Below are 22,834 nucleotides of genomic sequence, written 5' to 3'. Positions count from 1 at the left end.
TTTAATCAATTTAGTATTAATTAAAAAAGTAATATTTAATTCAAATTTTGTATTAAAGTAGTTCCTAGATACTAAAACAATACTTTAGTAAAAATGTTTATAAAATAGCAAACAATAAATTAGAGTTAAAATCTATAAAATTGGAGAAAATACTAAAAATAAGTAAGTACATATACATTAACTTAATGAAAAACACTAATTTAAGAAAAAAATTTAAAAATAAAAAAAATAAAAGATTAAAAAATACACTTAACTAGTAACAGTTATAGTAGTACTTGCACTAGAAGGTTCATATTGACTAGTACCAGAATAACTACATTCTGCACGATAATTTCCAGCATATAAATTAATTTCTAACTGATACTCACCATTAACATCAGTACTTGCCCAATAAACTTTACTTTGACCATTACTATTAGAAAGCTTAATAGCAATATGCTGACCAATTAAAGGAGATCCAGCATAATTAGTTAAAACTCCAGTAAAGTTCATATTAGCACCATAAGGTTCAACAAACTTATTAGCAACTAAAACAGTAGAGTTTTCAGATTTAGTAACAACAATATTCTTAACACCAGTACTTACACTTTGATAAATATTAGCTCCATCAAAAGATGCTTGAGCAGTATATTCACCAGGATATAAGTTAATTTCTAATTGATACTCCCCTTTATTATCAGTACTTGCCCAATAAACTTTACTTTGACCATTACTATTTGAAAGTTTAATAGCAATATGCTGACCAATGATTGGATTATTAAAAGCATCAACTAACTTTCCAGTTAAATTAGCTGCAACACCATAAACTTTAACTAAATCATTACATGTTAAAGTACATGAATTATTAACAAGTATAGTACTATTAATTGTTGTAGATTCAGAACCTGTACTGTAAGTAACAGTTATATTATTTAATCCATTAGTTTCAGGTAATAATATATTAACATTTGCGATTCCATTAGTCACATTAGAAGTATAATCTTTACCATCAACAGTTATTGTAACAGTTCCCGTATTCGGTAAATTACCATAAATATCAGACACATTTACTTCTACAGTAGTACTAGCTTTAGGAATACCAGTAATGCTTGGAACACTTATAGCATAATTATTAATGGGTAATGTGAAAGCTTTTAAACAAGCTACTTGGCCTGCTTTATATGAGTGTCCTGGTACTACATCAATATATTCTGCAAGATCATACCATGTTTTACCATCATAACTGAAATAACTTACACCAGAAATAATAGGTGTAATAGTGGTTTCATTTTCTTGGATTGGAATATTAGCTGAACTACTATTAGTTCTAATATTTAAATCAATTGCAAAGTTATCTCCTTCATTTAAAAAGATATCAGTATTTAAAGCAATAGTATGATATCCTTGTAGGCTGTAACCTGTTTGAGTATATACTAATTCATCATTTACATAAATGTAAGCTGTATAATCTGTATTTTCATTAAAATATGTACTGAAAGCTTTAAGATTATCATTTCCAGTACTATTATAATTTACACTATACCAAACATTATTAGTTCCAGTTACTAACCAATCTGTCATCATTACATAGTCATATTGGTAATTTTTATAATATTTATTAGTATTATTCAATACAAAAGTGAAACTATTAGTTTTACCTACTTGAGCAAACATAGTATCATAATAAGACACATAGAAGTATCCACCATCACCCCAACTGGTTCCCCAACTATTTTTAACTATAAATGCACCATCACCTGAAGGAGTGTTTCTAAAATTATATCTACTATAATTATCATCCCAACCTAAAATACATACTGCATGATTAGCTGAAGAGCTTCCAGTATAATAGTAAGTATTATGGTATAAAATTGATTCATCCATGTAAATTGAAGCCGCAACTGCCCCATAATTTAGTATAGCAGATTTTATAGCATTATTATCAGTGTAACTTGTACGTGTGAATGTTAAAATATCTTGAATATTGAAGATATTATTTAGAACACTAGAAACAGTAGTATAATCATTATAAGTTTCTGTTGATTCATTAATAGGTCCTAACCAACTAGCTAGATATCCATAAGCCATTTCAAAAGTTCCACCACTATTTGGAACATTATTATTGTATTCATAAATACTGTAAAGTGCCATTAAATTTTTCATATTAGATTCAGATAAGTCATAACTTGAATTAGTAGCTTTTAATAAACAAGATTCTAATGCAGCGTAAGTTGCAAAAGCCCAACAACTACCACTAGTTAATTGATTTTTAACAGAAGTAACTAAGTCATAATTTCTTAAATCATAAGAATCAGGTAATGTTCCATTGAATAATGTGTAATTTGCACTAATTGTTTGACTTACATTATTTGAAATGCTTACTATAGGACTGTCAGAATTGTAGAAATCAGCACCATAAACTGCTATATTTCCAGTATATTCATTATTTAAATCAGTATAATCATTATTTAAGAATGAAAAGACTGCTCCACCATAGACTGCAGTGCTATTTTCAAATTTGTTTTTTTCTAATTTTAAACTAGAGGCATTAATTACATAGAGTGCTCCACCATAAATAGCAACATTTGATTGGAAGTTAGTTTGGTATATGTTTAAATTAGAGTAAATATTGTAAATTGCACCACCATAATGGTATGCAGAATTACCTATGAAATTACAGTTTTCAATGTTTAAAGTATTGTTTAATTGAGCTATACCTCCACCTATTTGAGCCACACAATCAGTGAAATTAGTATTGCTTAAACTAATACCTGTTTTTATACTATAAATTCCACCACCAGTACTGTTTATGGAAACACAAGCATTGAAATTAGAGTCATCTATAATAAGATTACTGTTTTCAATTCCTATAGCTCCTCCCATTAAGGTAGATCCAGAATCATTAAAAATAGTACTTACTATTTGCATTGAACCTTCATTAAGGTATATACTTCCACCATAAGTTGCTACATTACCATTGAAATTAGAATTTTCTATTATAATCTTATTGTTTCTGATTCCATATATTGCTCCTCCCCATTTTGCAGAATTATCTGTGAAAGTTACATTATATAGTTCTAAGTTAGCATTACTGTTTAAAAAAATACTTCCTCCATTACTATAAGAATAACAATCATTTATGATTAAATTTTTCAAAATTAAAGTTGCATGGTTAACATTGAAAGTTCTGACGGAATCTAAACCATTTATTGTGTATCCGTTACCTTCGATTGTAACAGTTCTTCCAACACTTATACCATTAGTATAATAATTAATTTCATTATTACTTACTGTAATATTGCTAGTTAGGTAGACTATACTATTTTGGTTTATAGCATTACTTAAATCAGTGAATGTACTTATACTGGAACCAATATTTGTATTTGAGTTATTATTAGAACTTATTGTACTTGTATTTTCACTATTTGTTGATAATAATGTTGTATTATCATTATTACTTATTGCTTGAGTTTCAGAGTTTAGATTTATACTTGTTTGATTATTTGTAGTATTATTTATGTCTGCTGCTGATACTGTGCTTATACAAATTAAGCTGAATAAGATTAATGTAATAAGTATTGTTAACGTTTTATTTTTAGTATTCATTAATTTTTTTCCCTCCTTTTAGCATTTAACAATGTATTATTTTTTTGATTAAATTGTAAAAATTTTTTTAATCATTTATTGTATAAGTTTCTATTATTATTTATTTTTTACTATAAGATTTCCGCTTCTATTCAAGATTTTAAACATTTTAATTAAATTTTTTCATTAATTTTAGGGTTTAAATATTTTTTTTAATAATTTTGGATGTGGTTTTGTTTTATTTTTTGTTTCATGTGTTCATGGTCTGTGTGAATGTATTTGTCTGTGGTTTGACTGTTACTGTGTCCTGCTATAGTTTGTACTTCTGCTACTGTTAATATTTCTGCGTAGTGGCTTAGTGCTGTGTGTCTTAGGATGTGTACGCTTACATTTTTATAGTAATTTATTGGGCAGTCTATATTGTTTTTTTCTATTTGTTCATCTGTTAGTCGTGCATATTTTTTGACTATTTCTTGTACTGCTCTTTTCCCTATTCTTTTGTTGGAGTGATTTGTGAATAGTTCTTCTCTTGTTTTTTCTTGTTCTGCTTTGTTTCTTTGTATTATTTTGTGTTTTTTTCCTTTTTTGTTTTTTCTAAGTTTGCTTATTCTTTCAAAGATCATTTCGTTTATGTTTATTAAGGTGTCGTAGGTTATGAATGTTGTACGGTCTTTGTTTTCTCCTTTTGTTGTTTCTGCTCTTAGGTGTACTTCTATTATTTCGTTTCGATCTTCTGGTAGTGTGTATAATCCTTTGTTATTGAGTGGGGCTTGTATGTCTGTTTTGTTTAGGTTTACGAGTTCTTTTAATCGTATTCCTGAGTCTAAGAATGTTTTTACTATGGAGTAATCTCTTTTGTTTCCAGTTTCTTCGATTGTTCGGAGGTATAGTCTGGTTTGTTTTCGTGTGAGGCTTATTTTTTCGATTCTTTTTTTTGCTGTTTCTGGATCTTCGGTTTTAACTTCTATTATGTCTTTCATTTTTATGGGTTCGTGTTGTATTTCTTCTTGGACTTCTTCGGAGTTTATGAATTCTAGTATGTTCATCATGTAGGTTTTGACGGTTGTTCTTTTGTTTTTTCGTGTTTTTAGGCAGTGTCGTCTGTAGTGTTTGATTTGTTTTTTGACGTTTTTTGTGTTTAGTTCTGTTATTTGGTTTTGTTGGAGGTATTTTATGAATTGGTTGATGTTGAAGGTTTGTTTTTTTGTTGTTTCTGTGGTGAGGTTTTTTATTTCGGTTTTTTCTTCTATGTAGTCTTGGAGGTATTCTGGTAGGTTTTGTGTTTTTATCATGTTTTTCCCTTTTTGTAGGTTTTCGTATATTATTATATAAAATATACGTTCTCTTTATATATAAATTTTAATGTTGAAACCCCAAAATACGAAAATACAAAAACGATACAAGTACATATACCTCAACTCATAAAAATATACAAGTTTCTTAAAAAATAGAAATTTATGAAAAAAATCAGAGCATGGAAAATATTTAAAAAATTTATACAAAACCAAATAAGTATTAAAACAAAAATAAAAAATAAACATCCCAAAAAAAAGGATTAAATATTAAATTCAATCAAATAAGATGTACCCTCAGAAGGCAATAAAAATATAGAACCTTCAATCTGTTTAATTAAACTTTTCATAATTAAAAAACCAAAATCCTTAGGATCATCAAAATCAACATCTTCAGGTAACCCAATACCATTATCCCCAATAATTAATTTAATAATATCCCCATTAGTTTTTAAACTAATATTAATAATACCAGATTGATTATTAGGAAAAGCATAATTTAAACTATTATTTAAAATTTCAGAAATAATTAAACTTAAAGGAATAGCATTATCCATACTAACCTTAATATTATCTAAATTTAAATCCAAATCAATATCAAGATTATCATTATTTGCAAGTAAAAATCTTGCTTGCTCTTCAATATAATCTTTTAAATTAATATGAGCATAATCCTCAGATTGATAAAGTTTTTTATGGACAATAGCCATAGTATTAATACGATTCTTTGTAGATTCTAAAGTTTCTTGAGGAGAATCAGGTTTATAACGCATATTCAAATTTAATAAACTTAAAATGATTTGTAAATTATTTTTAACACGATGATGAACTTCTTTTAAAAGAACTTCTTTTTCCTGTAATAAATTTGTAAGCTGTTGAGTTTCCTTAATATTTTCACTAATATCCTGAATATACCCTACACTATTAATTAATTGCCCCTCATCATCTGATTGACAATCAATATAAATTTCAACATCTTTAATATCCCCATGGGATGTTTGAATTTGAGTCTTAAAAAGAACACTATTACTATTTATAATAGAATCAAAAATTATTTTACTAGTTCTTTCCCTGTCATCTTTAACAATAAAAGAGCGAATAATATCATTAGTTAAATCTAAATTTTCCTTCTTTTCCCCTATAATATTAAAGAATTCATCACTCCACTCATAACCGTTCTTATAATCCCAATAAACATACGCAATTTTACTAATATTTGAAACTAAATCTAAAGTACTCAATAATTTCTCAGCTTTAATCTGATGATTAACACCTTCAGTAATATCAAATGCATAAAAAAGTACTGCAGGCCCACCATTAAAACTGGAAGGTTGCATTGTAGCTTTAGCATAAACTGTACTACCATCTTTATGTTTAATGGTTAAAACATCAGTATAATTAAAAAGTTCCTTATTAAGTAATTTAGAATAAACTTCATCAAATTCATAAGGGGAAGATTTATTTTTAAAACGTGGATTATTGAAAAAATAATCATTACCTAATAATTCTTCTGGTTTATAACCTGTAATTTTCTCATTAGCTTTATTAGCAGCTACAATTTTTTTATTCTGAATAATCATTAAAGGATCAGGTGCATTATATAATAATCTCACATCATTTTCATCCATAAATTTAGTTTTTGAATTAGATTTAGTCTTAAAAATACAATAAATCTTATTATTATATTTAAAGATTTTTTGCCTAGATGATGCAATTAATGAATCTTCCACATAATATAAAATTTTTAAATTTCTGGTTTTACCAGTTACATAAACTTCATCTAATATTTTCTTAAACCCTAAAATATCCATTATGGGAAATGTTTTTAAATAAGATTTATTAAATAAATCAATATCTTTAGTTACCCCATCAAAATCATTATAATTAAAATTAGCATACTGCATAATATAATCATTTTTATATGGAATTAAAATACTAATTTTATCATTTAAGTTATCAAAAAGTTCACTATCATTATAAGGTTTTAAATCTTTAATAACAGGTAAACTAGGTATAAATAAGTAATTTTCATCAATTTCTTTATTTAGAATAACATTATTCTCTTCATCGAATAATTGGCATTTTCCCTTCATATTAAAAAGCACCTAAAAAAATAAGCATTTTCCATTTTTTACAAACAATAGTGTAGAGTTTAAACTTAAATTAAATCAGATATCATTAAACAGTCATATCTTTAATAAAAATATGAGTTTTAGTTTGTTTAATTCTTAAATTCTTTTTATGTATTAAAAATATATTTTATATTATTATGTATTTAAACATATAAATATATATTTTTTTTCATTTTTTTATTTAAAAAAAAAAATACATTTTTTAATAGAAAAACTTTAATTTAAATAAAAATTAAATTATAAGTAAATGGAGTACTTGATATAATGGCAGATTTAGAAGAAATAATAAAAACAAGAAGAAGCATACGAGAATATTCAAACCAAAAAGTAGAAGATGAAAAAGTAGAAAAAATATTAAAAGCAGGAATGCAAGCTCCAGGAAGCAGACTAGGAGCAGAACCCTGGGAATTTATAGTAGTTAAGAATAAAGATACCCTAAAAGCAATTGGAGAAACATGTCCAAGAGTTACAAATTCACAAGTAGCAATAGTACTAATAGCAAATATAGAACGAGCATTCTATAAAAAGCATTGGCAACAAGATATGAGTGCGGCAGCAGAAAACATGTTACTGGAAGCATGTAACCTAAACTTAGGCGGACTATGGAATGGAGTAGCACCAACTGATGAAAAAATGGAAAAAATAAGAGAACTTTTCAATTTAAATGAAAACATAAAACCATTCTGTATAATATCCTTAGGCTACCCTGCAGACGGATTAGAAAATAAATTCATGGACAAATATGATGAAACAAGAATACACTATGAAAAATACTGAAAAAAATAATTACGATTTCACAACAGTGATTAATAGAGATAATACTAATTCATTAAAATGGGATTCAATAGAATCTGAACTTCCAATGTGGGTAGCTGATATGGACTTTAAAACTGCCTCTGAAATACAAGAATCCCTAAAAAAAAGAATAAACCACCCTATTTATGGATACACAACAGTCCCCAATGAATTATATGAATCTTATATTCAATGGTGGGAGGATAATTATCATATTAAAATGAAAAAAGAAGAATTATTATATGCAAGAGGAGTAATGCCTTCAATAATAAGTATAATACGGAAATTAACTAAACCCCTTGATAATATTGTAATTCAAACACCTGTATACAATGCATTCTTTAATGTAATATTAAATAATAATCGAAAAGTTTTAGAAAACAAATTAACTTATAAAAATTACGAATACAGTATAAATTTTAAAGATTTAGAAAATAAATTAAAAAATCCTAAAACAAGTTTAATGTTACTATGTAACCCCCACAACCCAATTGGTAAAATTTGGGGGAAAAATGATTTAGAAAAAATAGGATCTTTATGTGAAAAGTACAATGTAATATTAGTATCAGATGAAATTCATTGCGACTTAACATATCCAGGTAAAACTTATACTCCATTTGCATCACTAGCTAGTTCCATAGTAGATAATAGTATTACTTGTATATCTCCTAGTAAAACATTTAATATAGCTGGAATCCAAAGTGCAATGGTATATATTAAAAATAAGGAATTGAATCTGAAAGTAAGTCAACAATTATATGCGGATTTTTCTTCAGAACCTAATATTTTAAGTGTAGAAGCTACAATTACAGCTTATACCCAATGTAGAGAATGGTTAAACCAATTAAAGAATACATTATTAGAAAATAAAATAATTGTGGAGGATTTCTTAAAAAAGGAATTACCTAGTATTAAATTAGTTCCTGTGATGCCACTTACTTATTATGGTTAGATTGCCATGAATTAAACATTAATTCAACTGAATTATCAGATAAAATCCTTAAAAAAAGTGGATTATATCTTTCTCCTGGAATAATTTTTGGTGAAAATGGGGATAAATTCTTAAGAATGAATATAGCTTGTCCAGAACCCCAATTAAAAGATGGATTGAATAGATTGAAAAAAGGTATTTTAGGATAATAATTTTAAATATATTTCTTTTATTTAGATTTATGGACATTTTTATTAATGTTTTTATTTTTTATAATTTTTATTAATATTTTTATTAATTTTTTCATTTAAAAAAATTGTTTTTTGAATGTATTTTAAACTAATGCTTATATAAATTAGTTATTATAAGATTTTAAACATAATGATAAATCATTATAGTTTTAATTAAAAAATTATAAAAATAATTAATAATTAAAAAATGTTCAATTTAATAAACTAAGTATTGTGAAATTAATTTAATAAACTTAAAATTTTAAACATAAAATATAAAGATTTATTAGTTAAGAGAAATAAAACATTACACAATTAAACTTTAAAAAAAATCAAAAATGGGATAAAACAAATTTTTTTAAAAAATAAAAAAATAGGTATAAAAAAAATGGTATTAAAAGGATTTTTAAAAAATGTCCAAAAACTTATGCATGATGATCCAGGGACAATATCTAACAAACAAATAATCAGACAATTATCATGGTTACTATTCCTCAAAGTATATGATTATAAAGAAAAAGAAAGAGAAGCATTAAATCCTCAATATAAATCAGTGATCCCTGAAAAATATCGATGGAGAAATTGGACTATAAACTTAGAAGATGATTCTAGTTTAACTGGAAGAGAATTACTTAAATTTATAAATGAAGAATTAATACCTTCTTTAAAAAAAATTGAATGCAAAAAAAATAGTCCAATGCACGAAAAAATTGTATACTATACAGTAAAGGACATTAAAAACTATTCTAAAGATGGATACATATTTAAAGCTGTTATAATTGAATTAAACAGTATAAAGTTAAGTAATAAAGTAGAGTGCGATCAAATCGCACATGAATTTAAAGAAAATTTAATGGATTTATTTAGAAACACAGGAACAAAAGAATTCTTCACACCTATAGGTATATGTGACTTCATAGCAGAAACTTTAAACCCAAAAATTGGTAATGATGTAATGGATTTCTGTTGTGGAACAGGTGGATTATTAAATTCAATACTTGAACTTCAATCTAAACAAATAGAAAGCAAAGAAGACTATGAAAAATTTGTTAATTCAATATATGGTATAGAAAAAAATTCAACATTTTACATTTTATGTATTATAAACTTACTATTACATGGAATAAACGAACCCCACATATATCATCAAGATGCATTTGAGGATAAAACATTAAACTTATTATCAGATAAAAAATTCAAAACAATAGTCTTAAACCCTCCATTTGAAGGATCAACTGATACTGATTGGGAACATGAAATCTTAGAAAACAAAAAATTAGAAGATAATTTCCTAGAATTAGCAATGGAATACTTAGATGATTATGGACAAGCAGCAATTATAATGTCTGATGATTTCTTCACAGAAACAGGAGTAAACAAAAGACAAATAAAAGAAAAATTATTTAAAAAATTCAACTTACATACAATAATAAGATTACCCCCTACAGTATTTGCACCTTACTCAAATGTAAAAACAAATATATTATTTTTCTGTAATAATGGAACAACCAAAAAAACATGGTTCTACCGTTTAGACTTACCTGAAGGATATAAAAGTTTTAGTTTAAATAATCCAATAGAATTAAAACATTTTAAAGAAATAGAATCATGGATTGAAAATAAGCATGAAATAGAAGTAAATGGTAATTATAAAGCAAAAAAATGCAGTATAGATGAAATTAAATTAAATGAATACCGGTTAAATTATTGTAATATACCATATGTTAAAAATTCCCTACCTCCTGAAGAATTAATAGATAATTACTTAGAAAAAACCGAAGAATACTCTAAAGAAATTAATAAAGCTTTAAAAAACATTAAAAATGAGTTAAATAAAGAAGAATAATGAATTTTAAATAATAAAATAGATAAAGGGATAGATTTTTCATGCTTTACAATGATTTAAAATTTTCAATTCTAAAATCAGCAGTAACCGGCCAATTAGTTAAACAAAACAAAAACGATACACCTGCCGAAAAATTAATTGAAGAAATTTTAGAAAAAAAGAAAAAATTAATTCATGATAAAATTATAAAAACAGATTCCACCCAATCTTATATTTATAAAAGAAACAATTCTTATTATGAATCAATAAATGGGATAAAAACACGAAATATTGAAGATATTTTACCATTTAAAATACCAGAAAGTTGGTATTGGGTTAGATTAGGAACTATTGTTCAAGATTATTACCGAATGAGAAAATCTATAAGTAAAAATGGTAGAAAAAATCAATTAAATAATTATCCATATTATGGACCTAATGGTGTTATTGATTATTTAACTGATTATATTTATGATGATGATTTTCTTTTAGTTGCAGAAGATAGTAATGTTTTTGAAACAGAAAAAAATTATGCTTTCACAGTTAACGGACGATTTACGGCTAATAAACATGTACATGTTTTAGATTTTAAACCAGCATTAAACAGATACTTAATGTATTATTTAAATGCAGTTAATTTAAGATTATGTGGATTTATAAGTGGATCTAATGTTCCAAAATTAAATAAATCTAATCTTTATGAAATATTCGTCCCATTACCTCCAATAGAAGAACAATACCGTATTGTGAAAAAATTAGATAGTTTAGGAAATGATTTAAAAAATTATCAATATTATCAAAAAAAATTAGATAATTTAAATGAAAATATTTTTAATGAAATGAGATACTCCCTATTAACTACCGGATTAAGTGGTAAATTAACAAAACAGAACCATGAGGATAAATCTGCTATCCAACTCTTAGAAGATATTAGAGAAGTTAAAAATAAGTTAATTAAAGATAAAAAAATTAAACCTATGGATAAGGAATCTTTAATTGTTCGTATAGATGATCATTACTATGAAAAAGTAAGTCAAAAAGAGGAGTACTTATTAGATAATTTCCTACCTTTATCAATACCAAGTAATTGGTGTTGGACTAGATTATACAATTATGTAGATATTCGTTATGGTGCTCATAAATCACCAAAATATGTTAATAAAGGTTACCCTTACATTACAAGTCAGAATTTAAAAGAGGATCATATTGATTTTAATGATATTAAATATATTACAGAAAAAGATTATGAAAAAGTAAGTAAAAACCTTAAAATTGAAAAAAATAATATACTATTTGCAAACATGGGAAACATTGGAAACCCCCAATTATTAAAAGAAGATATGGATATAGGAATGAGAAACATAATACTATTCAAACCATACCTACCTAACCAAAATATGGAATTCTTATACTACATTCTAAAATTAGCAGAATCAAATATTAGAAATTATACAAAATCAATAAATAAATCCTATTTTGGTGTTAACTTTATTAAAGAATATTTAATACCAATACCACCAGTAGAAGAACAAGAAAGAATTGTGAAGCTTTTAAAAAATTATGAAAAAAAATTTAAAAATAATAATTTAAATAATAATCTTAAAAAAATAATAATGTAAAGAAAGTTTAAAAAAAAAGTTTCACTTAAGTTCCAACATGAAATTGTTTATTTAAACTTTTTAATTTTTTAATAGCAGATAAAGCAGCAAGTTCACTAGTTTTAGGGTTAGCTTTAATTGGTTGATTACATGTAATAGTTTTAAATTCACCAAAGCTACCAATAGCATGAACTTCATGAATATTTCGATCCACACTAGGATCAACAATTACTTCAACATCAATATCTCTTTTACATGATAAACTAAGTGTAGCAGCCACATTCATATTTTTAGGATACTTAACTACCGCTTCAGAAGCTTTACCTTTAAATAATGTTTCACATTTATCAGTTTCTATCCCTAAAGATTTAGGTGACTTACGAGTAGTTAAAGTTAAACTAGAAATCTCACCAATACAAGCAGCTTTTAAACCATCAACACCAATCACAGCACCAGATGGAGCATAAATATTAGTATGATTATTTTTACTAGTTTGAATCAATTCTTTTCTAAACTTTTCGTCCATTAATGCACCAATACTCATATTCATAAGATTGGCATGTTTAACAATTTCTACACCATATTGTTTAAGAAATTCTTGAGATGCTGCTTCTAATACTAAATCAACATCATTTAACATTTCAGATAAGTTTTCACACAAAATACCATTAGTTTTTTCAGTTAACTCTTCAGCTTTTTCAGTGTCCTTATCAAAGAAATATTTAAACTCAATATTGTCTTTAGGTTGAATGTGATCTATTATGATATTAGCTATAGCTCCACATCCAATTACTCCAACTTTCATATTTAATCCCGCTTTAATCTTGTTTTTAATTTTAATAAAGAAATTGTAATATGTATTTATAATGGTTAAGGTGTTAATTTTTATAATATTTGAAAAAAATAGTTTTTTTCTAAAATTTTTTTATAAAAGAAAATAGTTAAAGTTAGAAAAAAGTTTTTTTAGTAATAAAATTTTTTTCTATTTTTTAATAAAATAAGAGGTGACTTATTTTGAAATTTAAAGTTTTTATATAAAGGTATGATTTTTTTATAAAGGATAAAATTTCTTTCTAACTAATAACTTTTATTTTCTTTTAATCATGAAAAATTTTTTATTATTCATCAAGTTTTGGTATTCCTGTTATACGTATTCCACCGAATTGGGATTTGTATTTAATGTTTAATCCAATAAGTAATGGTGTTATTGTTTCAATTAAATGTGCTTTTTCAAGTTTACCAACATCAATTACTCTTACTCCAGGTAATTTGTTAATGATTTCTTTTGCAGCGGCTTTAGCTTCTTTATCATCACCAGCCATTAAACAATCACAGTCAATATCATTAGGGATGTTTAATAATAGGCTGTTACTTATATTGTTAAATGCTGCGATAACTTTAACATCACATCCAGCAAGAATGTGTGCAGTTCTTTCTGCTGCAGATCCTTCATATACATCAAGAATACAGGATGCTTTACCACCAATTGCTGCTTCTAAAGGTGCTGTAGCATCAATTAAGATTTTACCTTCAACGAATGGTTTAATAGTTTTTAAGGTTGCGGTTTGAGCTACTAATGGTACAGTAAGTATAAGGATGTCTCCTGCTTTTGCTGCATCTTCATTAGCCATACCAGTCATATCAGCAATATCATAATCTTTTAATTCTTCTTTAGTTTCTTTAACAATCTTTAAAGCTTTATCTTCTTTACGAGAACCAACAATAACAGGTTCACCAGCAATAGCTAATCTCTTAGCAATACCTAATCCTTGAGGACCAGTTCCTCCAATTACACTAATCATAGAAATTTTTCTCCTTTACATTTATGAAATTTGATATTATTATATATTTTATTATATTTAAAAAGGGGGTATTAATAAATTATGTTTTTTATTAAATATTTTTTAGGGTTTTTTTGAAAAATTCAATTTAGTATAAAAAGAAAATTTGGAGAAAAAAATTGATTTTATTAAAAAATTATTGTGGAAAGAATTTATTTTTCTCCAAATAAAATTCTATTTATTCCTTTTTATTAACTAATTTTTTTGGTATTGATTTGTTTATTTTTTAGGGTAGAATCCAGATGGATTTTCGGATAAATTAATCATTATATTTTTCATTTGAGTATAATGATCTAAGATAACTTTATGGGTTTCACGACCAATACCAGATTGTTTCCAACCTCCAAATGGTGCACCAGCAGGTATTGCATTATAAGTGTTTACCCACATACGTCCTGTGTGAATACCTTGACAAACACGCATTGCTTTGTTAATATCACGTGTCCATACTGCACCACCAAGTCCGTATGTACTGTCGTTAGCTAATTTAATAACTTCATCTTCATCACTGAATTTTTGAACTACAGCTACAGGTCCGAAAATTTCTTCTTGTGCTACTCTCATATCGTTAGTTACATCAGTTAAAAGTGTTGGTTTTACAAATGCACCTTTAGATAAAGGTCCATCAGTGTATCTTTCTCCACCGCATGCAACTGTTGCTCCTTCTTCTTTACCAATTTCAATGTATCCAAGTATTTTTTCTACTTGTTTTTCATTGATTTGAGAACCCATTTGAGTGTCTGCTTTCCATGGCATATCTACAGTTATTTTGTTGAATTGATCTACAGCTTCTTTAATGAATTTATCATAGATGTCTTCTTGTACAAATACACGAGATCCTGCACAACATACTTGTCCTTGGTTAAAGAGGATACCTAATTGTAATCCATCTATAGCCATATCCCATTTACAATCATCAAAGAATATGTTTGCTGATTTACCACCTAATTCAAGAGTACATGGGATTAATTTATCTGCACTTGCATCAGCTACTCCACAACCTACTTCTGTAGAACCTGTGAATGCTAATTTGTTGAAATCAGGATGGTCTAAAATGTATTGTCCAGATTTGGAACCTTTACCAGTGATTACATTAAATACTCCTTTAGGTATAACTTTTTGTGTTAATTTAGCAAATTCAAGTACACTTAATGGAGTGGAACTGGATGGTTTGAATACTGTACAACATCCTGCTGCAAGAACTGGTGCTAATTTCCATGCTGCCATTAAGAATGGGAAGTTCCATGGTACAATTTGTCCTACTACTCCTATTGGTTCACGAAGTATGAGGGATAATGTATTATTATCTAACATTGTTGCAGATCCTTCTTCAGCTCTTACTGCTCCTGCGAAGTATCTGAAGTGGTCTGAACTGAATGGCATATCTATAGCATTGTTTTCTCTAATTGGTTTACCATTATCTAATGTTTCAATCATTGCTAATTTTTCTTCATTTTCATCTATGATATCAGCAATTTTCATTAAGATTTCTTGTCTTTCAATAGGTTCTACTGCTTTCCAATCTTCAAATGCTGCATTTGCTGCTTTTACTGCTTTATCAACATCTTCTTTTGTTGCTTCTGCACATGTGGATAATTTTTCACCATTTGCTGGGCTGAATGTATCAAATGTTTCACCATCTGATGCATCTTGCCATTTACCATCTATGTATAATTTATAATTATCTGCTGCTGGGTTTTTTACCATATTTAATTCCTTCCTTATTTTATTACATTTAGTAATCTAATTCATCTAATTTTCCGTAGTAAATACTATCTAAAACTTTTTTGAATAAGTCTGCAGTCATTTCTCTTGGGTTTGCTCCTGTACATGCATCTCCCATAGCGTTTTCTGCGATTTCATCACGTTTTGCTTTGTATTCATCTTCAGGAATTCCGTATTCTTGTAAGCTTGTTGGTATGCTTAATTTTTTGTTATATTCGATTACTTTTGCACAGATTTCATCTACAATTTCATCATCAGTTCCGGTCATTCCTAAGTAGTGACCTATTTCTACATATCTTGTTGGATCATCATTTGCATTGAAACGTGTTGCATATGGTAAGTATATTGCGTTTGCACATCCATGTGGTATTTCTTTTTCAAATATTACACCAGTTTTATGTGCTAATGAGTGTACAATACCGAGTAATCCGTTGGAAAATGCTATACCTGCTTCTGCTTGTGCATAGTGCATTTGTTCACGTGCTTCCATGTCTCCAGCATAGGAGTCTGGTAAGAATGTTAATACTTTTTTAATTGCATCTAATGCTAATGGGTCTGCGAATGGTTGGTGAGTTGCTGCAGTATATGCTTCGATAGCGTGAGTTAATGCATCCATACCTGTGTGTGCGACTAATTTTGTTGGCATTGATCTTACTAATTCTGGGTCGATAATAGCTATATCTGGGGTTACTTCGAAATCTGCTATAGGCCATTTAATACCTGTTTTGTAATCTGTGATTACACTGAATGCTGTTACTTCAGTACCGGTTCCACTGGTGGTTCCGATTCCTATGAAGTGTGCTTTGTTTCTGAGTTTAGGTAGGCCGAATGGTACACATGCTTCTTCGAAAGTGAGGTCTGGGTATTCGTAGAATATCCACATTGCTTTTGCTGCATCTATTGGTGAACCTCCACCAAGACCTATAATCCAGTCTGGTTCCCAATCTTGCATTATTTTTGCACCTTTTTCTACTGTTTCAACTGAAGGGTTGGATTCTACTCCTTCGAATAATTTAGTTTCGATTCCTGCTTCTTTTAAGTAGTCTTCGATTTTACCGAGTGTTCCGTTTCTTTTTACGGATCCTCCACCGATGACTATTAAACATTTTTCTCCTTCAATATCTTTTAATATTTCTAATGCGTCGTCTCCAAGGTAGCAATCTCTTGGTATACAGAATCTCATCATTTTTTATTTCCTCCTTAATATATTTAGAACTCATTTTTTTCCTGGGAAAAACTTTTTAGGTTTTTCTTGGGATTTTTTTGGAATATAATTAAAATAAAAATTTTTACTCAAAAATTTTTTTTATGGTAGTTGATTTTTTAAAATTTTTCTTTTATCAACAAAATCAACTTTTTTTTGAGTTAATTTTGTGGTTAGGAATTTGATAGAAGATCATTTTTTTCTACTTTGGTTTTTGAGTTTTTTTTATTTAATTATATGTAATAATAAGTATGCTTTATTGAGTATATAAAGGTTTTTTTAAACTCCAAAATGCGATTATTTATTTTAATACTTAGCTTAAAATTTAATAGTTATATGTATAGTGATTTTAGATTTTTATAATATATTGTATAATAGTAATATTTTTACTATTATAAAGTATTATTTACTAAATTAAATTTAAAATCTAAAACCATTTAAATTTAATATTTCATTAAAATAATAAAAAGTTTTATTATTAAAATAAAATAATTGTACCTAAAATTAATAATATTACTCTTTATCTTAACTTTACAATTTTTATAAATTAAAGTAAGGTTAATAAGTTTAAATCATTAATCTCACGAAAAAAGTATTAAATTGAAATTTCATCATATATAAATCTTATTTTAGATCGTAAAAATCAATTATATATTTATATAATTAGCTTAAATTAAAGTATTAAATTGTTTAATTTTTTATTAAAAAATAGGTTCAATATAATAGAATAATACTAAATTTAAAATAATGATTAACTCAATTTTTTAACATAAAACAGTAAAAGATAAAAAAATATAAATAATTAAATAGTTAGCTAAAAAATATTTATAAAATCATATAGTTAGCCAAAGTATTAATAGACAAAAGATTAAAGTAATAAAAAATAATAAAAAATGATTACCATTAGTTTTAAACAAATATATAAATAAAATGAAATAAAGTATAATAAAAAACATCAAAGTATAAAAATAAAAAAATAATCATACAGTTATCCAAAAATTCAGTAAACAAAATTTATAAATTTATAAATTTTACTTAAAAATATATAATATAAAAAGAAAAAATAATAACTGTAAAATTAACTTTACAATAATTAAAAATAAATTAATTAAAAAAATAATTAGGATAAAGGAATAAAAAATCATGAATTTAAATACAAATTTCGATTATACAGACAAAAAAATTATAATAATAACAGTATTCTGTGTAAGCTTCATAATTGCAAATGTAATAACAGTGAAAATATTAAACTTAGGATTTTGGGGATTAGATGTACCTGCAGGAGTATTAATCTATCCTTTAGTTTACATATTAACCAATGTAATAACAGAAGTTTACGGGGAAAAAGCTGCACATAAAACAATCGTATTAGGATTATTAACAAACTTACTATTTGTTGTAGTAACAACAATTGCTATGATCATTCCAGGACCAGGATATTATACTGGACAATCAAGTATAGAATATGTATTCACTCAAACACCAAGAATACTACTTGCATCTTACATTAGTTATGTTATAGGAAACCTTGTAAATGCAAGATTAACCTCAATAGTAAACCGTGGAACAGATTCTAAATTCACCCAAATTAAAAATATTGGTGCAATAGCATTCGGTGAACTATTAGATAATATAATATTTATAGGATTAGTCTTTATAGGACAAGTACCAGTTATTGAAATTGGAATAATGATACTTGTACACTTTACTATAATGTTAATCTGGAATGTGTTAGCTCAACCATTTACAAATAGAACAGTTAAATGGGCAAGTAAAGACGATACTATAAGCACATAAAAATTTTTAAGGTGATGAAATATTATTCACCTTTATTTTTTTTCTTCTTTTTTAATTTTCTAAAACCTTTTACTTTTTAAAGATAATACAAAATATTTTTATCAAAAGAATTAATTTTTTAAGTTTTATATTTTCTAATTTAAATTATTATATTTTTTATCATTTATAGATATCAGCATCTATATTTACAAATATAAAATTATGATAATATTTAACACTACTTAAAATAATTAATTTAATGATTAATTTAAAGCGATATAAACCATTTTACATGTGGTTTAATTTAATTGTTATTAAAATATACTAATTAATTATTTATTTAATGTTCAAAATTCATACATTACAAAATCAAAATTTAAATTTTATCCATCTTTAACAGTTTTTTCCAAATCATAAACTTTTATATTTCTTGTTGAATTTTCTATTTCACATATAAATCTTGCAAAACCTTTAATTTCCTCTTTCATTGAAGAGTTTGGTAAAAATTTAGTGAAATTTAAATATGTCTGATTTTTCAATTTTTTCTAAAATTTTTCCCATATCATCTTTTTGTGTGCATCTTCATGTTTCTTAACATTTCATACACATTATACGATAATTTATCTTATAATCTTTAAGGGATATTTTTTTCTGCAGTATGTCCTGATTCTTTTATTGACAACAAAATTTAAATGTTTTCTTAAGCAACAAAAAAGTAAAAAAATAATAAAGATTAAAAACAAATAAAATAATTATAGTATAAAAAAAAGGGGAAAATAAAAATGAGTATACTAGAAACAATAAGCATAAACAAAGAAAAAGAAGAATACATAAAAAACTTACCCACAGAATACATTAACAAACTAGCACACTTAAATGAACCTATACCTGATTTTATAAATGAAATATTAAGCATATACACAGAAAATTATGAAGATAAAAGAATAGATTACTTACTTTTTGAAAATTCCCAAATATTAAAATTAGAAGAAAACTATAAAGATGATTTATTAAATATGGATGAGAAGTTAGCAGAACAAAAACAATTATCTGACTGTATGACTTTCGTAGGGAAAAACCCTTTACTAAAACCAATTTTTGATTTAAAATAAACAATTCATATAACTATTTTTTTAATAAAAAAGTAATAATAAAATAATAATTAATATTACTATTGTTTTAAAAAAATAAGGAAAAAGAAAATAAAAAAAACTAAAAAAAATAAAAAGGAAAAAAGTATATTAAACCTTCTTACTTATCATTTTCATCAGTTTTATCAAAATCTCCATCCTTATTAGATTCATACTCTTCCTCAAATCTTCTTCTTCTCATAACAGAAGTAGAAGTAGTGGTTGTTTCAATATTAGAACTAGATGAACTATTAGTTCTAGATTCACTACCACTATTAGATACTGCATTATTAGTACTAGATACTACATTACTTGCTTGAGCAGTATTAGCAGCATTTTGAGCAGCAGTTAAACCATTACGATCTAAACCATTTGCATCATAACCTGCCGCATTATATCCAGCAGCATTGAATCCATTTGCATCATAACCATTACTATCGAATCCATTACTATTTAAAACATTATTATTTATAGTAGTAGAATCAGTAACACCATCATTATTTACAATATCACTTATTCCAGAATCTATAACAATATCATTATCAGAAGATGTATTATCTTCATCAGAAGAACTATCTTCATTTACATCTGAAGAAGGTGCTTCTTCAATAGGAACATTATCATCAATAACAGGAGTATCAGTACTGTTATCATCACCAATTACATCATTAGAACCATCATCTAAAGGCACATCTGGGATAACTGGAGTTTCAGGAACAACAGGTTCAGGATCAGGCTCAGGAGTAGGTTCAGGATCTGGTGTTGGTTCTGGATCTGGAGTAGGCTCAGGAGTAGGTTCTGGTTCAGGTTCTGGTTCAGGTTCTGGTTCTGGTTCAGGTACTTCTTCAGCTTCATTTACAATTAAACTAGAAACATAAGAATCTAACATGAAGAAAATGCCACCAATAGGTAAACTAGATTTTTCAAAACCTAAATATGCTTTACTTTCATTAGTTTTATTAGTTGCATTATCCTTAGCACTTATATTAATATCAAGACTGAATTTAGGATCAACATTAATATTAGTACCATTTAAACTGAAAATTAAAGTATAATCACCAGTGTCATTATTAAATTCAACAGTAAGATAATCATTTACAGTTAAACCATAAATATCATTATCTATTAATGAATTATTACCCCACCAATTAGAATCAGCATTATTATCAGTTCCTTTATTGAAATATACTCCACCTTTAACATTATTATAAATTCTATTATAATTTATACTAACTTTACTAGATTTGTATAATTTAATTCCAAACTTTCCATTACTAGTTAAAGTATTAGCTAGAATTTTCAAGTTTTCACAATTAGAAGCATAAATCCCATTACCTTTATTATTACTAATAATATTATTTGTAATGTCTCCATTTTCACAATTACTTAAATATATTCCACTAGCACTAGATTTATCATTATTTATGATTTTAGAATTAGATATAATGAAACCATTAATTTTTTCTAAGTAAATAATACCATTTTTACTTGCATGATTATCTTCAAATAAACTAGAATCTATATTAACCTTAGAGTTAGAGTAAATTGCAGCTCCAGAATTAGCAGTATTATTTATAAAATTTGAATCCTTAATAGTTAAATCAGCATTATCATTATTATAAATAGCACCACCCATATAAGTTCCTAAAACATAATTATTAGTAAAATTGGAATTATTTATCTTTAAAATATTATTATTAAAAATAACTCCAGCATTATGTTCAGCCCAATTATTATTAAATACAGAATTACTTATAGTAAGTTCACCATCTTCCCAATTATAAATAACACCACCATTACTTGCAGAATTATTTTCAAAATAAGAAGAATCAATATTAACAATTGAATAAGAACTTATAAGACCACCATAATTACCATAACTATTAGTAAAATTGGAACCAGATATAGTTAAATCTGCACCTTTATTATTTAAAATTACATTACTAGAAGCTTTATTATTAATAAAAGTTGAGTTAATTATAGATAAACTTTTTTTATTATTAATAAGATAAGTGTAGAATGGTTTATTATCAATAAAAGTACAATTAATAATATTTAACAAACCTTCATTAACAAAGACACCATCATCAGGCTTATAATTAAAACCAGTAAAAATTAGATTATTTAAGGTTAAAATTCCACCATCAACAACTTTGAAGTTTCCATTATTAGAATCTTTAGCAGTTAAAGTTACAGTAGCATCATCAGCTCCAGTAATGGTTATATCCTTATCAATAATTATTTTAGGAATAATATAAGTTCCATTAGCAATAATTATAGTAGAACCATCTTCAGCAGCATTAATAGCATCTTTAATATTATTATATGGATTATCTGATGTACCATTACCATTATTGGTATTGGATCCATCAACATAAATATTATTAGATTGGTCTTCACTTATACTAGATAATACTTGATTAGAATAAGCATTATTTGTATTATCTATGGCTTGATTATTTTCATTTTGAGAATTAGAGTTATCACTAAGATTATCATTTACAGTACTTGATGTATTCCCTACATCGCTAATTTGAGTACTAGTAGATAAAACAGTGTTTGAGTCCCCTAAATCCACACTTGAATCATTCGGAGTATCCGCAGCAAAAGCAAATCCCATTGCCACAGCACACACCATACTAAGTATAAGCACAACACATATAGGAATCCATTTGTCTACTTTAGAGTTTTCACTTTTCACGATTTTCACCTCCTTCATGCCGAATTTGGATAAAAAATATTTTTTGTAGTTTAAATATTTAAACAAAATGGCTTTGTAGAAACCCTATTT

At 26.3% G+C, this 22,834-nt stretch carries 15 protein-coding genes; 6 read left to right on the top strand and 9 right to left on the bottom strand.

Going from position 1 to position 22,834, the window contains the following annotated elements; translation table 11 throughout:
• Positions 1-249: 249 nt before the first annotated feature.
• The 3 genes from BP997_RS03210 to BP997_RS03200 all read right to left on the bottom strand — a co-directional run bounded on the left by BP997_RS03210 (position 250) and on the right by BP997_RS03200 (position 6,949).
• The gene (locus BP997_RS03210; protein ID WP_413824432.1) at positions 250-3,585 is read right to left on the bottom strand and encodes a C1 family peptidase; all 3,336 of its coding nucleotides are present in this window, start codon (positions 3,583-3,585) and stop codon (positions 250-252) included.
• A gap of 191 nt (positions 3,586-3,776) precedes the next feature.
• Positions 3,777-4,856: a tyrosine-type recombinase/integrase gene (locus tag BP997_RS03205; RefSeq protein ID WP_409199018.1), complete on the bottom strand. Its 1,080-nt coding sequence runs from the start codon at positions 4,854-4,856 to the stop codon at positions 3,777-3,779.
• Positions 4,857-5,119: 263 nt separating this feature from the next.
• Complete coding sequence (locus tag BP997_RS03200; protein ID WP_409199019.1) at positions 5,120-6,949, bottom strand: histidine kinase dimerization/phosphoacceptor domain -containing protein; 1,830 nt, start codon at positions 6,947-6,949, stop codon at positions 5,120-5,122.
• A gap of 303 nt (positions 6,950-7,252) precedes the next feature.
• Between BP997_RS03200 and BP997_RS03195 the strand changes: the two genes are divergently transcribed.
• The 4 genes from BP997_RS03195 to BP997_RS03180 all read left to right on the top strand — a co-directional run bounded on the left by BP997_RS03195 (position 7,253) and on the right by BP997_RS03180 (position 12,388).
• Complete coding sequence (locus BP997_RS03195; RefSeq protein ID WP_409199020.1) at positions 7,253-7,765, top strand: nitroreductase family protein; 513 nt, start codon at positions 7,253-7,255, stop codon at positions 7,763-7,765.
• Positions 7,734-8,735, top strand: a complete 1,002-nt coding sequence (locus BP997_RS03190; protein WP_413828797.1) for a MalY/PatB family protein — start codon at positions 7,734-7,736, stop codon at positions 8,733-8,735. Before BP997_RS03195 ends, BP997_RS03190 begins: the two co-directional genes overlap by 32 nt.
• A gap of 597 nt (positions 8,736-9,332) precedes the next feature.
• A complete protein-coding gene (locus tag BP997_RS03185) occupies positions 9,333-10,790 on the top strand; it encodes an N-6 DNA methylase (RefSeq protein ID WP_413824422.1) in 1,458 nt (485 codons plus the stop codon).
• Between the two features lie 41 nt (positions 10,791-10,831).
• The gene (locus BP997_RS03180; RefSeq protein WP_409199023.1) at positions 10,832-12,388 is read left to right on the top strand and encodes a restriction endonuclease subunit S; all 1,557 of its coding nucleotides are present in this window, start codon (positions 10,832-10,834) and stop codon (positions 12,386-12,388) included.
• Between the two features lie 25 nt (positions 12,389-12,413).
• Here BP997_RS03180 and BP997_RS03175 read toward each other — a convergent pair whose 3' ends face one another.
• The 4 genes from BP997_RS03175 to BP997_RS03160 form a co-directional block, all read right to left on the bottom strand.
• Entirely contained in the window at positions 12,414-13,172 is a 759-nt protein-coding gene (locus BP997_RS03175; protein ID WP_409199024.1) for an aspartate dehydrogenase, read from the bottom strand.
• 313 nt (positions 13,173-13,485) lie between these two features.
• The gene (npdG, locus tag BP997_RS03170; RefSeq protein ID WP_409199025.1) at positions 13,486-14,169 is read right to left on the bottom strand and encodes an NADPH-dependent F420 reductase; all 684 of its coding nucleotides are present in this window, start codon (positions 14,167-14,169) and stop codon (positions 13,486-13,488) included.
• Between the two features lie 258 nt (positions 14,170-14,427).
• A complete protein-coding gene (locus BP997_RS03165) occupies positions 14,428-15,915 on the bottom strand; it encodes an aldehyde dehydrogenase family protein (protein WP_413824419.1) in 1,488 nt (495 codons plus the stop codon).
• Between the two features lie 28 nt (positions 15,916-15,943).
• Positions 15,944-17,119, bottom strand: a complete 1,176-nt coding sequence (locus BP997_RS03160) for an iron-containing alcohol dehydrogenase (RefSeq protein WP_413828502.1) — start codon at positions 17,117-17,119, stop codon at positions 15,944-15,946.
• A gap of 1,161 nt (positions 17,120-18,280) precedes the next feature.
• Here BP997_RS03160 and BP997_RS03155 point away from each other — a divergent pair.
• On the top strand, positions 18,281-18,934 hold the full coding sequence (locus tag BP997_RS03155; protein ID WP_413828795.1) for a queuosine precursor transporter: 654 nt from the start codon (positions 18,281-18,283) through the stop codon (positions 18,932-18,934).
• 362 nt (positions 18,935-19,296) lie between these two features.
• On the opposite strand, the gene BP997_RS03150 is transcribed toward BP997_RS03155, so the two are convergent.
• Positions 19,297-19,452 carry a hypothetical protein gene (locus BP997_RS03150; RefSeq protein ID WP_413828793.1) on the bottom strand — a complete coding sequence of 52 codons (156 nt, stop codon included), beginning with the start codon at positions 19,450-19,452 and terminating at the stop codon, positions 19,297-19,299.
• 243 nt (positions 19,453-19,695) lie between these two features.
• On the opposite strand from BP997_RS03150, the gene BP997_RS03145 reads away from it, so the two are divergent.
• Positions 19,696-20,025, top strand: coding sequence for a hypothetical protein (locus BP997_RS03145; protein WP_413828791.1), 330 nt, complete (start codon positions 19,696-19,698; stop codon positions 20,023-20,025).
• Between the two features lie 139 nt (positions 20,026-20,164).
• On the opposite strand, the gene BP997_RS03140 is transcribed toward BP997_RS03145, so the two are convergent.
• Positions 20,165-22,744: a right-handed parallel beta-helix repeat-containing protein gene (locus tag BP997_RS03140; protein WP_413828789.1), complete on the bottom strand. Its 2,580-nt coding sequence runs from the start codon at positions 22,742-22,744 to the stop codon at positions 20,165-20,167.
• Positions 22,745-22,834 lie beyond the last annotated feature (90 nt).

The sequence above is a fragment of the Methanobrevibacter sp. UBA412 genome (genome assembly GCA_002495685.1).
Lineage (GTDB): Archaea > Methanobacteriota > Methanobacteria > Methanobacteriales > Methanobacteriaceae > Methanobrevibacter_A > Methanobrevibacter_A acididurans.
This window is presented reverse-complemented; position numbering and strand designations above follow the sequence as displayed.

Bases quoted from the DNA above. Each gene is read 5' to 3' on its own strand.
- BP997_RS03210 (WP_413824432.1), bottom strand. From the start codon at position 3,585: ATGAATACTAAAAATAAAACGTTAACAATACTTATTACATTAATCTTA.
- BP997_RS03205 (WP_409199018.1), bottom strand. From the start codon at position 4,856: ATGATAAAAACACAAAACCTACCAGAATACCTCCAAGACTACATAGAA.
- BP997_RS03200 (WP_409199019.1), bottom strand. From the start codon at position 6,949: ATGAAGGGAAAATGCCAATTATTCGATGAAGAGAATAATGTTATTCTA.
- BP997_RS03195 (WP_409199020.1), top strand. From the start codon at position 7,253: ATGGCAGATTTAGAAGAAATAATAAAAACAAGAAGAAGCATACGAGAA.
- BP997_RS03190 (WP_413828797.1), top strand. From the start codon at position 7,734: ATGAAACAAGAATACACTATGAAAAATACTGAAAAAAATAATTACGAT.
- BP997_RS03185 (WP_413824422.1), top strand. From the start codon at position 9,333: ATGGTATTAAAAGGATTTTTAAAAAATGTCCAAAAACTTATGCATGAT.
- BP997_RS03180 (WP_409199023.1), top strand. From the start codon at position 10,832: ATGCTTTACAATGATTTAAAATTTTCAATTCTAAAATCAGCAGTAACC.
- BP997_RS03175 (WP_409199024.1), bottom strand. From the start codon at position 13,172: ATGAAAGTTGGAGTAATTGGATGTGGAGCTATAGCTAATATCATAATA.
- npdG (WP_409199025.1), bottom strand. From the start codon at position 14,169: ATGATTAGTGTAATTGGAGGAACTGGTCCTCAAGGATTAGGTATTGCT.
- BP997_RS03165 (WP_413824419.1), bottom strand. From the start codon at position 15,915: ATGGTAAAAAACCCAGCAGCAGATAATTATAAATTATACATAGATGGT.
- BP997_RS03160 (WP_413828502.1), bottom strand. From the start codon at position 17,119: ATGATGAGATTCTGTATACCAAGAGATTGCTACCTTGGAGACGACGCA.
- BP997_RS03155 (WP_413828795.1), top strand. From the start codon at position 18,281: ATGAATTTAAATACAAATTTCGATTATACAGACAAAAAAATTATAATA.
- BP997_RS03145 (WP_413828791.1), top strand. From the start codon at position 19,696: ATGAGTATACTAGAAACAATAAGCATAAACAAAGAAAAAGAAGAATAC.